Genomic DNA, 14,294 nt, shown 5'->3' on the forward strand with positions numbered 1-14,294 from the left:
CCTGAATACTTCTGTATTCAGGCTTTTCTATTCCTGTTTTTCAACGTTATACGACGTCATGTATCCTGATCAACACATGGCACACGTCTCTACTAGTGTTTCGCAGTAATTTACCGCACTGACCGCATTCTTACCTTTGTTTTTTGCTTCGTATAGGGCTTCATCAGCAACAGATAATAGTTCATGGGCTGGATCCTCAGTATTCGGTATAGCGGAATTAATGAATACTACGCCAAATGAGCAAGATGCACTGAATGCGTGCTCATCAATTTCAAACACTTTCAATGCTATTTGCTTCCTAATTCGTTCAACTATGGACGGACCGTTTTTCGAGGTGTCACTGTCTGAAAACAGTATCACAAACTCATCACCCCCTAAACGGGCTATGCAGTCAGAAGGACGAATATTTTCTTTTACTATTTCGGTGATGTTCTTGAGCAGCATATCGCCACTGGCGTGCCCATATTTATCATTGATCGTTTTGAAATTATCGATATCGAAGAGGCATAGCGCCATGCTTTCTAACTCACCTTGCGCGGTTAGATTTAGACTTTCAGCAAGCTTTACTTCCAAATAGCTTCGAGAGAATGCATGGGTTAGATGATCGTACATAAGCTGGTGATTGAGCATTCGCCGCTCTTCATATAACTCATCAATGTGGAGAACTAATACCCATGCAATAGTACAGGTTACTAAAAATGACCCAACCCATGTGAGAGGCGGTGCATCCAGAACTTCTATACCTGTTAACGTATCGCTAATTCCAGTGAACAGCCAAATTGTGTTGGTAATGAGTAATAACACCACTGTATTACTATTTTTTAGCAGCGAGCGCTGACGGGCAAATACTTTGAGGAGCACGTAAATACAATACGAGCCTAGAATTAGGATCCAAAGCCCCCAAAGCTCAAACAAAAAGCCATATTTCAGCCCTGTGTAATACTTAGAAGTAGCATAAAATACGTTGTCTAAAAAGTACGGGCTTGGCACTACCGTTAAAAGGGAAAACACGCTAGAAATAACGTAACACCACTTCAAAAAAGAAGGCGCTTTATAGTTGAAAAAAGCAAGGTAGAAATGAAGGCTTATGACTAGGATGAACATGGCGCCAATGATGGTGAGTCTATTTGAAACGCTCAGAACAACAAGGCTTTCGCTTGCATTAATGAGCACACCAAAAGCGCCAAAGAATATTGCGCTCACGAAAGCCGACAGTGCAAACAGAAAATAGTATTTCACTGGCTCTTTATGGTGAAAAGCCAGCCGGTAATAGAGCAGCGAAAAGAATAGGCTCATCAATAAGCAAATGCTAGATGTCACAAAAAGTGGCAGTGACAATGTGTGAATCATATTATTGTTCTATTCCTTATTGCTTCACATCACGTTATGAGTAAGTGTAGAGCAACTATTTTTGTGCGCTAACTTTTCGAGAGTCTTTTAGGGCGTGTTGATCTTTGTTGCACGAATTTTGGCTATATGAAAGCATTTTAATCGCGAAATAGCCCTGCAGGCATAGTTGTTCTATGTCAGAGGGCTGTGACAAAGAGCAAACTGCTGCAAAAATGTACAGCAAAGATCAACACGCCCTAGTATGAGTGATTTTTAAGACCGCAGCACTGTTTAAATTTTTTGTTGCTACCGCAGACGCAAGGTAGGTTTCTGCCATATTTTATTTTGCCGCAGTCATTGTGCAGTTCACCATCGTGATAGCGCCATTTACCCTCTTCGACAATGAAGTTTGATGATTCATGAAGCTGATACATGTTTTTATTTTCAAAATAATAGGCTGTGAATTCAACAATGGCTGTAATGGGCTTGGAGTGCGAGTCAGCTTCGTCCGCCGCTTCTACTTTAGCATTACCGTGCACAGAGCTATCTGCAAAAGCAGGGTGAACTTGTAGCGCGAACCATGTGGCACCTTGTGCGTTTTGCGCCAGATTCTCTATAGAGAGACCCTGCTGCTTTTCTTTGGTGTAGGTTTCAAGAATATATTGATAATGCGCTGTAGCATAGGCTGAAAATCGTGAGCGCATAAGCTGCTCTGCAGAGCTAGGGAATTCAACGCCCTTAATGAAAGGCTCGCAACATGTTTTGAAGGGTTTTGAGGAACAACAGTAACAGCGCATAAGGCAACTCGCAGATTGAGAATATCACAAAGCATTACAGTATAGGGATAAGCAGCGTGAGCCCCAACCTTTTTAAATGTAAAGGTTAGCGATATTCAAAATTTCATGGCAGTCCATGCCAAAGAGTCTATTCCAAATAGCTGTTTGAAAATAATGGTGAAGGCTTTGCCTATGCCCCTCTATTTGCGCAAAAGCAGGATTTAGATACGAACAGGCTATGTATTACCAAGGGCCTAACGCGACGTTTCTTACGTCGTCAATGCTGTTAACACGCACATTCACCAGGCTGACAGAGTAAAGTTCACACAGCTTTCTGATCATTTCACTGTCTGTTGGCTGAAGGTCTAAATCGATGTTTTCAACATACAGTGTTTTACACTGGCCACTTGTAATCAATTTACTGATCCATTCTGGCATTTTCTCTTTTTCAGGCTTTTGAATACGAATCGCGTGATTGACGGTTTTTGAAAACGACACCGTGTTTGAAAGCAGATAATTCCAACCTTTATCGTTACTTCCTTTTCCATTACCTTGTTTTTCGCTAGGAAACCCTTCTATCGGCAAAGGTAGTTGAACAACATTTGAAACCGAAGCGCGCAAAGCATTGAATCGTGAAACTGAAGATGTGTTCATAGTAAAACCCTTAATGCATTTACTCTTAAGTTCGTAAGGCAAACTTTAAGAATAGTGTTATTAATAAATACTGTTCGCATATACAGTGTGTATGTGTATACAGTATTCATAAAAGAGGAGTTTGGCAAGTATTTAGTTGTACTTTTTTTACACAAATTGGTGGGTTTTTCAGTAACTATCTAAAAAGTAGTATTTTTTTGATTGCTCCATGAAAGAAGTATTCATTGATGGTTTAAGGTAATATGCGCAGCTATTGAATGTAGAAACTACTTTATAACGCTGGGGGAGCATTGAGCGCGTTAATACACTTGGGCTATTTGGGCATGTTCTTATCAGCCTTATTGGCTGCTACGATCTTGCCATTAAGTTCTGAAATTGTATTGAGCGCTTTATACAGTAGTGGCTTTAACGGGCTGTTATTGCTTGCTGTTGCTTCGCTAGGAAACGTACTCGGCTCGGTGGTTAATTATGTATTGGGCTTTAAGTTCGGAAAAGACATTGCGACGCATAAGTTAAAAGTAAGCGAAGCGGCGTTTAACCGTGCAAGTCACACCTTTACTCAGTGGGGGAAGTGGAGCTTGTTTTTATGCTGGGTCCCGATTATTGGCGACCCGATTACACTGGTAGCGGGTGTACTTAGAAGCCCGCTTTGGTTCTTCATATTTGCGGTCACTATCAGCAAAACCGTGCGCTATGCCGCGCTGCTCTACGTACTAATGTGATACGTTTATTGATTTTAGCTTTATCTCACTAGCGCACGTTTGTCTCGGTTCGTCTTTTTTCTTTTCTTCTGATACGCCACATACCAGTGTCTCACTCTTGGGCTCATTAGCAACAGTCCAATCATCCAGTACCAAATCGGCTCTTGCCAAAATGTTTTCTGCGACCAGCTGAAATGCAGCAGGGCGAGGGGCAATATCAGGTAAATGCTGTTATGAAGCCTCTGCCACTTTGTTCCCATACTTCGCTGGATGCGTTTAAACGACGTAGCAGTGAGCGCAAAAAGAAGAAGTAACGCCGCCATGCCAACGATTATGTAAGGTCTACTTACTATTTCGCTTGCGACCAGCGCCATATCTAGCTGAAGTTCGAACACAATGTAGGTGAGCAGATGTGAAAAGGCGTACACAAAGGTGTAAACGCCAATCATACGCCTGAAATTCATGGGTTCAGGGCTTGGGAGCCATTTCGCAAGTGGGCTGAGGGTCAGCGTCAATAAGAGAAAGTGAATGGCCCAGGTTCCAGTTTCGTTAATGAGTGTGTTTACAGGGTCAGGGCCAAGCTGATCGTTAACGCCTGCAAAAAACAACCAGGCGACATAGCCTAGCGCTAAAAGATGAATAAGACCTTTCAGCGTGCGACGTTGCAAAACAGAAAATCGAAACGGTTTTTTTCTTAACGGCATTAAATAAGCAACTTAATAACAAGGCAAAAGAATTTCAGTTAGGTGAATGTCATACGAGGGGCTTGTCATCTATATACAGCCCCCTTATACAAGATAGCTGCTAATAATAGCGGGATAAGTCCATATCTTTGTATAACGGAGCGACTTCGCTGTAGCCGTTAAACATTTGGGTGTCGATGCGATTTCTGGCAAGTAGCCCACCTGTGGTTATTCTGCGTTCACTGGCCTGACTCCATCTAGGATGTGACACGTTAGGGTTTACATTGGCGTAAAAGCCATACTCGTTGGCGGCCAGTCGATTCCATGTGGTGGGAGGCTTCTTGTCAGTAAGGCGAATTCTCACAATAGACTTAATGCTCTTAAAACCATACTTCCACGGTACAACAAGCCTGATAGGCGCGCCGTTTTGAGGTGGCAGAGTTTTCCCGTAAAGACCCACTGACATGAGCGTCAACGGATGCATGGCCTCATCAAGTCGCAAACCCTCGATATAAGGGTAATCGATACCTCCACCGGTAAATCGGCTTCGTTGGCCGGGCATTTGCTCTGGGTCATATAACGTTTCAAACGCCACGTATTTGGCTGACATCAACGGGTCCGCTTGTTTCAACAGAGCACCTAATTCAAACCCTATCCACGGCACCACCATTGACCATGCTTCAACGCAGCGCAAACGGTAAATACGCTCTTCAAGTGGAAAGCGTTTTGTTAACGCATCGTGATCAAGTTCAAGTGGATTTTTCACCATACCGTCAACTTTTAAGGTCCATGGATCAGTTTGAAATTCAGTCGCATTTTTAGCTGGCGCATCTTTAGAGGTGCCAAACTCATAAAAATTGTTGTAGCTGGTTACTTTATCCTCGGGCGTTCGTGTTTCCGCTATCTGAAACTTGGGCGGCTGAATGAACTCAAGCGCCTTTCCTTTAAACGCAGCTTTTTCTTCTTCATCTTCCCAAAACCAACCGGCAGCGCCTGCCGACCTCGCTAACAGCGTAGACGCGCCCACGAAGCCCATAGATTTGAGCAATGAACGGCGATTCATGTAGATGCTTTCATCGGTAACATGGCTCTCGTTTAATTTCACTGAGGGTTTAAATGGTTTTGGCATTACATCACCTTCTTTAGAAAATGGCTGGATTACTCTACATTCGTTTAGGAAGCGGAATAATAATAACTACGTAAATACTGGGAGTAAGTTTTAATACCGTTACTTTTTAATGAAATCGATAGAATAAAATAGACCGAGAGAGTGGCATTTATCTTTCAAAAAGCTTTGAAAGCAACGAGTGAAGAGCCAGTTGGACATTACAAATGTAGACTATCCTGAATGCCGCCTTGCTTGGGGGAAAAGATATTGCTGTATAAGCGAGAAGCAAATTCGTCGGTCATGCCAGAAATATAGTCGGCGAGTACGCGCATACCATTATCGCTCTCGCATGCGTTACGCCAACGAACCTGGGTATTTTCTGGTAGCAAACGGTCGGGATCTGACGCAAACGCCTCAAAAAGCTCCATAACCACCAGTTGTCCCTTATATTCAAGCAGCTGAACATCGGGGCGGCGTATCACTTTGTTAAACACAAAGCGTTTAAAAAGCTCTAGCGCTTCGGCAAACTTTTCAGGCATTACGGCGTTAAACGCAAGTAACGGATGAGTGAAACCCTCTACGCCTTTTATTTCAATAGCAGTGATAAAGCTATTTACCAGCGCGCCAATGGCGTTCTTTCTCTCGTGATGCGCGGCACCAAATAATTTGTTGGTTAACGTTTCTATGTTGCTTGATAGCCACGGTACATCAAGGGCCTTAAGTGGTATGGATACATCATCGATAAAATGATGCTTGTCGACCATATCCATAACGATAGCATCCTCTAAATCGTGAATACCGTAGGCAATATCGTCAGATAGCTCCATTATTGAGCAGTCAAACGATTTAAATTGCGTTTTACTGTGGGTATTCGGTTTTGCAGTAAACTGCATAAACGCATCTTTATCTTCATTGCTAAAGGGTGCAAGTAGCCAGTCAAATAGGGGCTCGTCGCAGCGAAACAGACCTTTTGGTGGATGCCAGTCGTGGGCCTTAACCTGACGAAGAGAAAGCGGGCGCTGAGGAACAGGCCCCTTACTATGAAGGGCATCAATAAAATTTGGATATTTCACTAAGCCCAACACACTTCTTCTGCACAAATTCATGCCGTGGTGCGCAGTGTAGGGTTCAAGCTGGGTAATGATCCTGAAAGTTTGCCCGTTTCCTTCAAAGCCGCCGTACTCATGCATCATGTAATTGAGCGCAATTTCACCGCCGTGCCCGAAGGAAAATGAACACCCACTAAAAAAGATAAAAACGTATCTATTGTTGGAAAGGTAAACTAGTATGTAATTAGATTGGGCTTGAGAAATAGATGATGTATAACTTTCAAAGTGAAAAATATAAAACAAAGTTGATGTGTGACAATGATGGCATACCATTGTTGCTACCCAACATATATTTACATTCACTTTATAAGAATAGACAAGCATACAAATTAACATGGGTAGATGGGTCTGGAAAGCGCAGAATAAAAGATGCTGAGCTTGATAAAGTAACGTTATCAAAAACAAAAATTACCGAATGCTTTTACGAGTTAAGAAAGCTTCTCTTGTGGCTTGAAAGTTATTCAGAAAACTCGCCTTCAATTTCTCTTATTACACACCATAACTTACCTGAAGAAATCCTCAATCATTATATCAATAACGTTTTGATTCTGGAGCGCAATACAAGTGAGAAAATGGTCGAGAAAGCAGTTTCAGGCTTGACGTATTACTACAACTATTTGGCGTACAATGGGTTTACTAACATAAAAGAGATTCGTGTAAAAGACGATAAGAAGTCTATTGCAAGGGATAATACAAAAAGAAGAAATGTAATTAAGTATCTGTCTCCTCGCATGCGAGCTGAAATTTATGCCAATGCTAAAAGTCTTCGAGTCGAATGTATTTTGCGTGCAGGCGGAGAGTGTGGCTTACGTACGCGAGAAAATATGGGATTATTACTTAATGACTTTAGAGTTGGCGGTCAACCATATTTAGGTATGAAATCGTTTTTCAAAGAAATAGATATAGAATTAAAACTCAATACGCGCTTAGACAAACAAAAGCAAGAGTTCAAGTATTGGCTTCAAGGTAAATATACTAAAGGCCGTAAAAATGGTGTTGGGGGCATTTCTAGATGGATTTATATTCCACGTGACGTCATGCTACGTTTTAAACTTTATTACGAAACTGAAAGACCTGATTGTGCTGAAGATAGTTTCTTCTTAACTGATCCTCAAAGTCGTATTGTAAATGGAATAAAACAATACCAAGGCACTAGGGACTTTAAAGATACACGTGCTTCGGTTATTGATAGGCAAAAGAAAGGGTTATTGAAAACATACCTTTATAAATTAGATGAAAAACATACATACCACATCCTTAGACATTCTTACGGTACTGATAAGTTTCATGATGCGGTTGAAGAGGATGGACTTGAGCTCGAAAATGTTACGCACTTATCTAGACCATATTTACTAGTTGCAGAATTATTAGGTCATGAAACTCAAGGCAAAGATGCTGTGACAACAACGAGAAAATACATAAGGTCTGTAAAAGAAAAGCTTGACCAAGAAAATTCATACTTGGAGTACTCAAATGGATAATGCAGAAGCAAGCTTACTAGAACAACAAGCTGAAATGCTGGCAGAGTTTTCAAGCAAACAAAAGGTTAGAGCTGTTGATTTTGAGCCATTTGATACTAATAAATTTATTGTTCCGGAATATGAGGGTACAAAGTCCCAAATCATAATTCTTGAAGATTTTGAATCACGAGAAAAGCGGTTAATATTTTCGGCTTTATATGCTGCAAATTATTTAACATTTGTTCTTAATGAAGGCACAGGTAGTAATCGTCAAACATTATCTTATATTGTTCCTAAATTCATGAGTTTCTTAAATGAACTTAAGGTAGATAAATTAAATCGTGTAAAAATTTTAAAATGTTTTGAATCTCACCGAGTTAAAAACGATGGAGTGAAGACTCAAAGCACTGGAATGATAGAGTTAATACGGCTGATAAATAAAGCTCTTAATTATGTAAAATTTGGTAATGAATTACTTGCAATTGATGATTATAGATACCTAGATCTCCTATCAAAAAATAAACCCGCAGCTAGAGATGATAGCGATCAAACTACACTTACTGATTACTTTGGATTTCACACTTGGTTAAGAAGAGATGATGTTGGTGTTGGTTCACAGCTATATCAAAGAGCTGAGTCACCAAAAGTATTGATGCGGTCATTCCAAATTACAGTAAGTAGTGCATTAATTGAAATTAATAAAGCAAAACACGCGCTTATTGACTTGTTTCGTAGGAAGAAAGTTAATCCAAGCTACTTTCCTGAGAAGTTGATTCGCCCTCATCTGGAGGACTATCACGGTGGACGAAAAAGTAAACAGTTTCGCGTAGATGAAGCAGCATTTAAAAATGCTACTCTAAATAATCAAAAAGAGTTTTTTGAGAAACTTAGAAGTGTTCTTACTAATATCGAAACAGATAACATTATTAATACCGCTATAGAGTCTTTAATTTTCTCCCAATGTATAGAAAAAGCATATCAGTTTGCGAAAGATGAATTTTGGAAAACAGGAAAAATAGCAGCGCAAACATCAAAGATTACAAATAAAAGAATCACTGTATTTCGTCAGGCTACGGAATGCTCGCTTTTATTTACGCCTGATTTTATTAGAGAGTTGGTTGAATATTCTCACGTAAAACAAAAAAAGATCCCAATTTCTAAAGGGGAAAATTACTTATTTGCTTTATTAATGTCTTACCAAACGGTTCCATATAACGATTTGTTTAAAATAAAATTGAGTGATTTAAGATTTTCAGAAAGACAAACAGGGGAAGTTACTCAAATAGAATCAGACTATTTTAAATCTCGCTCAAAAAGCTACCATGACCTTGAAACGGTGAAAGCGAATTCTTTATTAGGCATTTCTATCCTTGCGTTTCTAAATGACCGTACAGATAGACTTAAAGTCAATTGTAAGTTAATCGATGATGATGGTTCATTGCTATCAAAGATGGGTAGAACAACAAGCATGTCATTGTTCTTTAAGTTCTTGGGAAAACCTCGTATTCGTGATGTGATAAACAATCAGTTATCAAAAGAGAAGGTTTCACCCGTATTCATCGAATGCGTTTTAGCTATATGTGAAAAAGGTGTTCGAAAAGAGAATTATGAGAGAAAAAACACAAACTGGCTTTTGAATTGCGAAACACCAACTGTGACTCGTATTTTTAGCGCTGAGGCAGTAAAGAACTCAAAAGTACACTCTCAATCAGATAACTTTGACCCAAGTCGAATGACTAATTACAACTCTCATACAAATGAGACAGAACGTACTAACTATCGTACTGAAAACAATCAAACTTGGATAGATAATTGCGGCAAAGTTACTCGCGCTGTTATGAATGATATTTCTTTAAATGTCTTAAGGCCGAGTAAGTCACAAGTTTATGAATATAACACAACAATAAAAAGTGCCCTACAAGCGATTAAACTAAAAGCAGATAATACCTTAGCGCTATTAAAAGTAGTTACTGGAAAAAATAATGGCAAGGTCAACGGCCTTGGTTTCTTGGCATCTAATGAAGGCATTGAAGATAGTCTGCCTGACAATATTTACCTTGTTGATTCACCTGAAACTGTTCTTAAGCTTTTACATTATTTGGGCGAACTAGAACGCAGCCATCAAAAAATATTTCAACGCGCTCCAGAATATTTGTTTCTAGAGGCGTTACCCACGGCAGAATGGATAGAGACGGTTCTATCAACTAGATTGTTTAGTAAAGAAGCGATCATCGAAGGTCAAAAGCTTTATAAAAAGTATAAGAAAGATTTACCACCTATCTTCACCGCGTTTACAGGAGGTTACTAAGTGAATAGTTTAGTTAGTTCGGTCAGCAATATTAACAACTCTAAATCTAGGTTCGTAGAGCATTGTAATGATATGTTGCGTTTAATTGACCCTAACGCACACGCTTCCTTTGTAAAGGATAAATGGATAATTCCTTTTTCTTCAACTAATGCCAGAGCAGAAAATCTGTATGCAACGTTAGATTTCAACGACTTCAATAATGAAAATTTAAAATTCAAATCAAGTATCAAAATTGAATTTGAAGTTGGAGACTTTATTAAATTGACGATCATTGATTTTGCCAAGTGGCTTTTTCTAAAGCAAAAGCACAACAATTGTTTGGACTATAGAAGTGTTTGGTATTTGGAAATGCTAAGAATGCTTTTTGCTTATCTTAGAGTAAATAATATCAAATTACTTGATGAATCCAAGCTGGAGGACTTCTTTAATTTAACTCTGACTCACGATTTTGTAGAAAATGCTTTCGTTAGACGCCTATCATCTCCTGCTTATGGTTCTCGATTTAAAATGTTTAACTTAGCTAACATTGCAAGAGCTTTACGCATTCACAGCGTAGAGGATGTTGTTGCTAATATCCATGAGGAGGATTTGAATAAGGCGCTAAATTCAGCATGTCTATCTCAGATGGGGATGACTTTGGCAGATTACAAGAATGGAGGAACATTTGATTTTTTGACTTTGGATGTAGGTAAACATTATGTTGATTATTGTGCAAGCTTCTTTGAACAACATATTGTTTTTTCTACAGCACTTCGCTGTTCTATTTTTGAGCTAGGATTTGATTTAGAAGAAAAGATAAATCAATCTAGCTGGAATGCGTTATTTAATGAAAATAGAGAGCAGCTCTGCAATTTAATTACTACTAAATTTAACGAAATAGTTGCGAAGTATCATGCATTTAATATAGATAAACTTAATAAAATAATATTAAATTTAAAATTAGATGAAACTCGTTTTGACTCCTATGAGTTTGTAAGAGCGCTGATGTATGCTCGCTTTTATGATGATCAGCTAAAAAAAAGAGAACAAATACTGTCAGAATACACTTCGAGTGTTAATAGTGATAATTCAGGCTTCAAGATCGACTTTTCGTTACAAGAATTCGATGAGCATTGTGACAATGTTTTAAGCGAGCAAGCTTTAGATTTTAAGAAAGCAGATGCACTTCTGAACGAATATTTAGAACTATTTCGGGATAGAACTAATGTCAAATTGATGAGTTTTTTCAGAGATGTCGAAGCCGCTGGTATAACTGCTTTGATTGCTTACACTGGGTGGAGGGCAAGTGAGTATGGGTTCCCTGAGTCATCGTTGAAATCGACTGTCAATAAAGAAATCTTAGATGCCGTTTATTCACCGTTTCGATTTTACATAAAGTGGATTTCACCAAAGACAAATGGCGAAACATTACTAGAAAGAGAAATTACGTTATCAACAGCAATTCTTATTAAGCAATTGTCTGCTTTCACTGCTACAAATAATAATGGTTTTGCGTTGACTTCTGCCACATTTGGAGACGCAACGCTGATTGAGAGACATGTCGACAGAATGGTATCAAGACATTGGCAAAGATTTCCTGAAAGATATGAAGTTTTTTTGGAGCTAGATGAGCTTGAATCACTAACGATTAAGGATACTGATTGCGATTCAGCTGATTTAAAAAGAAAGGCGTATTTGTCAGGCAAATACGATTTGAACAACCCTGTAGTTGAAAATCTTATAGAACTAAAAGATAAATTAAGGAAGGATAATCAAGTCTTAGAGCTAATTTCTCGCAGTTATAAAGTTGTTGGCAAGCACTTACGTTTTGGTGAAACTATAAGACGTTATGTCAATGGCGAGCTTGATTTGATTAGTGTTGGCCTACTCGAAAACGGTTTATCTCAAGAAACTCTGGACCACATTAGAATACATAATGGCAAGAACAGCAACACTGATACTAAGGCTATAATAAAAGAGCTTAAAATAGGAATACTTAGACCAACTCCCCATGCATTGAGGCATATATGGGCCGAAGCAGTATTAAGGCGGTATAAGGGCGACATAGGCAAGTTTATTAGAGCAAATTTCAAACACATTGATGAACGTTTTTTTATGGCGTATTTAAAGGGGAAAGAAGCTAAAGCTTTAATGCAGGTCGCCAAGAGAACAACAATAAATTATATCGTAAAAAATAGAATCAAAAGTCTTAATGATGAAAAAAGACATTATGCGGGTCTGTTTGACCGGTTCATAAACAAAGCTATTGCTATTACTCATGTTAAAACACATGAAGACTATGAAAAACTAACAAACAAAGTTTCAAATGACAGAATAATCGATATCAAAGTTAATCCTTGGAGTACGTGTGTGTTACGAAAGGGTACATTTATTCAAGCCAAGTGCACAGAAGATGATATACCTCAACGGCATAAAGCTGAACCTAGACTTTGCTTAGGCTGCATCAACGGTGATGTTGAAGAAGGAAATTTCAACGGCATTGTTGTATATATCAAACCGGATGTCGAAGCTTGTAGAAACCCTAAACTGCCTATGTTCATTAAAAAGGCGCATTTATTTACGGTGAGACTAGCTTTAAAGCGTATTCTAGAGCTAGGTAAAAATTACGATGATTCACCTTATCAAAAATATGTTGATTTTCTATACGAAACAATAGAAATGGTTGATAGCTTTGGGGAAGCTTCCAAATGAACAGTGATTACTATGAAAACTTTTTATTAGAAGAAAACGGTCAAGGACTTGAGACCACAGAAGTAGGTAAGAAGTTAGAGTGGATTAAGCTTCATCCAACTGCTGAAAAAGCTTACAAAGCGATAAATAACCTTAAAGAGGAAAAGTTGCGCTATATCAGAGGGCACCCAAATCAGAATAGCTATGAAACAAAAAAACATTGGACTTTTACAAAGGCAGAGGTCGGTAGAAAAATTGGAAAAGAGTCTCAGCCATTATTTAATAGTAATACTTTCTCCGAAGGCTTGACCGAACATTATGATAATGCAATCAAAGAGCTACATAAGTCTAAAGAAGATAGATTAAAAAAAACTAACAAAGGTTATCAACATAGGACTAAAGAAGAGCTGGTTAACAGTACTAAAACACTAACGGATGAAAATAAAAAACTACTCCAGAATACCTGTGAAGAGCTATACGAAAGGTTTTTGAATGACATACCTCTCGATATAAAACGAAAACTTGGTTTAAAATAACGGCACTCGCTTTATCAGAGCACGGCATTAAAAAGTACGCATAATGCGCTTGGAAATTGTACGCTTTTTCTCTTGAGTATTCACAAATACCTCTTTGCACATGAGCGTTAAACTAGACCTGTATTCATGGTTGCCGTTAGCAACTTGTAGTAGATAAGCGAGCAGAGCCGTCACCTAGATGACAAAAAATAGCTGTTCCTTACATTTCAACGCTTTTAGAAGTCTAGTTTCTATTGCTTCTTCTTGAAGAGTTTTTCCAATTTCTTTGGGTTTTAGTTAAGGAGCAGTTAAGCAATGGACTAGGTTACAACTGCGGTGTAGTATTGGCGTATTCATCCCAACTGGAGGGGGAGTAGTATTCAAAATGGAAAAAGCGCAGACTACGGTTCAACGTTGGGCATCACCGTTAATAATGTCTCTTACCTTCTCTATCTTTATTCTCTCTTTGTTCATTTATTTTGTAGAGCCAGTGGGTTCTTATGCGGAATATCTCAGTCCCGATTTGAAACTTACTAACGAAGATGCAAAAGGATTGGTTTCACTTGTCCAGAACGATATTTATGAGCTTGTCATCTCGGTATTAATCTTCTTAAACTCTTTAATTGCTGCACTTTCAGTGTGGTATATCAAGACAAATACAGAAGAAAAAGCTGAGCAGAATATAAAAAAGCGGCTTAAAGAATATTTGGCCGGGGCAGAGTTTGAAAAGCAGCTTAGAGTCGAGCTCGATGCAAAAGCAGCGTCCTATCTTAAAAGCGCCCAATCGGATATGGATAGTTTTGCTAAAGATTTTGCTGATGCTGCTAACAATATTTATCAATTGCAATATGACCAAATTGACAGCGAACGCCGATTAGCAGAACTATCAAGGCAAATGCGAATTATAGCGAAAGCTGTTGCTGACAAGGATACTTCTGAGAGCGATGGCAATAACTTAAGGTTTAGAAAAGGGGATTAGTG

At 38.8% G+C, this 14,294-nt stretch carries 11 protein-coding genes and 1 pseudogene; 6 read left to right on the plus strand and 6 right to left on the minus strand.

Translation table 11 applies throughout. The annotated features are described in order from the left end of the window. Nucleotides 1-69 precede the first annotated feature (69 nt). The 3 genes from GVO63_RS05825 to GVO63_RS05835 form a co-directional block, all read right to left on the minus strand. Nucleotides 70-1,350, minus strand: a complete 1,281-nt coding sequence (locus tag GVO63_RS05825; RefSeq protein WP_159578471.1) for a GGDEF domain-containing protein — start codon at nucleotides 1,348-1,350, stop codon at nucleotides 70-72. A 236-nt stretch (nucleotides 1,351-1,586) separates the two neighbouring features. Beyond that, nucleotides 1,587-2,126, minus strand: a complete 540-nt coding sequence (locus GVO63_RS05830) for a YchJ family protein (protein WP_159578472.1) — start codon at nucleotides 2,124-2,126, stop codon at nucleotides 1,587-1,589. Between the two features lie 222 nt (nucleotides 2,127-2,348). Next, nucleotides 2,349-2,759 carry a deoxyguanosinetriphosphate triphosphohydrolase gene (locus GVO63_RS05835; RefSeq protein WP_159578473.1) on the minus strand — a complete coding sequence of 137 codons (411 nt, stop codon included), beginning with the start codon at nucleotides 2,757-2,759 and terminating at the stop codon, nucleotides 2,349-2,351. A gap of 323 nt (nucleotides 2,760-3,082) precedes the next feature. On the opposite strand from GVO63_RS05835, the gene GVO63_RS05840 reads away from it, so the two are divergent. After that, the gene (locus GVO63_RS05840) at nucleotides 3,083-3,481 is read left to right on the plus strand and encodes a YqaA family protein (RefSeq protein ID WP_159578528.1); all 399 of its coding nucleotides are present in this window, start codon (nucleotides 3,083-3,085) and stop codon (nucleotides 3,479-3,481) included. 20 nt (nucleotides 3,482-3,501) lie between these two features. Here GVO63_RS05840 and GVO63_RS05845 read toward each other — a convergent pair whose 3' ends face one another. The 3 genes and pseudogenes from GVO63_RS05845 to GVO63_RS05855 form a co-directional block, all read right to left on the minus strand. Then, complete coding sequence (locus GVO63_RS05845; protein WP_159578474.1) at nucleotides 3,502-4,164, minus strand: sulfite oxidase heme-binding subunit YedZ; 663 nt, start codon at nucleotides 4,162-4,164, stop codon at nucleotides 3,502-3,504. 100 nt (nucleotides 4,165-4,264) lie between these two features. Continuing rightward, the gene (gene msrP / locus GVO63_RS05850; protein WP_159578475.1) at nucleotides 4,265-5,272 is read right to left on the minus strand and encodes a protein-methionine-sulfoxide reductase catalytic subunit MsrP; all 1,008 of its coding nucleotides are present in this window, start codon (nucleotides 5,270-5,272) and stop codon (nucleotides 4,265-4,267) included. Nucleotides 5,273-5,469: 197 nt separating this feature from the next. Next, nucleotides 5,470-6,477: pseudogene (locus tag GVO63_RS05855) on the minus strand (anti-phage deoxyguanosine triphosphatase); the annotation flags it as partial. Between the two features lie 89 nt (nucleotides 6,478-6,566). On the opposite strand from GVO63_RS05855, the gene GVO63_RS05860 reads away from it, so the two are divergent. The 5 genes from GVO63_RS05860 to GVO63_RS05880 all read left to right on the plus strand — a co-directional run bounded on the left by GVO63_RS05860 (nucleotide 6,567) and on the right by GVO63_RS05880 (nucleotide 14,292). Continuing rightward, nucleotides 6,567-7,841, plus strand: a complete 1,275-nt coding sequence (locus GVO63_RS05860; protein WP_159578476.1) for a site-specific integrase — start codon at nucleotides 6,567-6,569, stop codon at nucleotides 7,839-7,841. Beyond that, complete coding sequence (locus GVO63_RS05865) at nucleotides 7,834-10,128, plus strand: hypothetical protein (RefSeq protein WP_159578477.1); 2,295 nt, start codon at nucleotides 7,834-7,836, stop codon at nucleotides 10,126-10,128. The genes GVO63_RS05860 and GVO63_RS05865 overlap by 8 nt, the downstream gene beginning before the upstream one ends. Next, the gene (locus tag GVO63_RS05870) at nucleotides 10,129-12,819 is read left to right on the plus strand and encodes a hypothetical protein (protein ID WP_159578478.1); all 2,691 of its coding nucleotides are present in this window, start codon (nucleotides 10,129-10,131) and stop codon (nucleotides 12,817-12,819) included. Next, the gene (locus tag GVO63_RS05875; protein WP_159578479.1) at nucleotides 12,816-13,334 is read left to right on the plus strand and encodes a hypothetical protein; all 519 of its coding nucleotides are present in this window, start codon (nucleotides 12,816-12,818) and stop codon (nucleotides 13,332-13,334) included. Before GVO63_RS05870 ends, GVO63_RS05875 begins: the two co-directional genes overlap by 4 nt. 364 nt (nucleotides 13,335-13,698) lie before the next feature. Beyond that, on the plus strand, nucleotides 13,699-14,292 hold the full coding sequence (locus tag GVO63_RS05880; RefSeq protein WP_159578480.1) for a hypothetical protein: 594 nt from the start codon (nucleotides 13,699-13,701) through the stop codon (nucleotides 14,290-14,292). The last annotated feature ends 2 nt before the right edge of the window (nucleotides 14,293-14,294 follow it).

It is taken from the genome of Alteromonas sp. KUL106, from assembly GCF_009811415.1.
Lineage (GTDB): Bacteria > Pseudomonadota > Gammaproteobacteria > Enterobacterales > Alteromonadaceae > Alteromonas.

Excerpts from the sequence above, each read along its gene's own strand:
- GVO63_RS05825 (WP_159578471.1), bottom strand. The coding sequence starts at position 1,350 with ATGATTCACACATTGTCACTGCCACTTTTTGTGACATCTAGCATTTGC.
- GVO63_RS05830 (WP_159578472.1), bottom strand. The coding sequence starts at position 2,126 with ATGCGCTGTTACTGTTGTTCCTCAAAACCCTTCAAAACATGTTGCGAG.
- GVO63_RS05835 (WP_159578473.1), bottom strand. The coding sequence starts at position 2,759 with ATGAACACATCTTCAGTTTCACGATTCAATGCTTTGCGCGCTTCGGTT.
- GVO63_RS05840 (WP_159578528.1), top strand. The coding sequence starts at position 3,083 with ATGTTCTTATCAGCCTTATTGGCTGCTACGATCTTGCCATTAAGTTCT.
- GVO63_RS05845 (WP_159578474.1), bottom strand. The coding sequence starts at position 4,164 with ATGCCGTTAAGAAAAAAACCGTTTCGATTTTCTGTTTTGCAACGTCGC.
- msrP (WP_159578475.1), bottom strand. The coding sequence starts at position 5,272 with ATGCCAAAACCATTTAAACCCTCAGTGAAATTAAACGAGAGCCATGTT.
- GVO63_RS05860 (WP_159578476.1), top strand. The coding sequence starts at position 6,567 with ATGATGTATAACTTTCAAAGTGAAAAATATAAAACAAAGTTGATGTGT.
- GVO63_RS05865 (WP_159578477.1), top strand. The coding sequence starts at position 7,834 with ATGGATAATGCAGAAGCAAGCTTACTAGAACAACAAGCTGAAATGCTG.
- GVO63_RS05875 (WP_159578479.1), top strand. The coding sequence starts at position 12,816 with ATGAACAGTGATTACTATGAAAACTTTTTATTAGAAGAAAACGGTCAA.
- GVO63_RS05880 (WP_159578480.1), top strand. The coding sequence starts at position 13,699 with ATGGAAAAAGCGCAGACTACGGTTCAACGTTGGGCATCACCGTTAATA.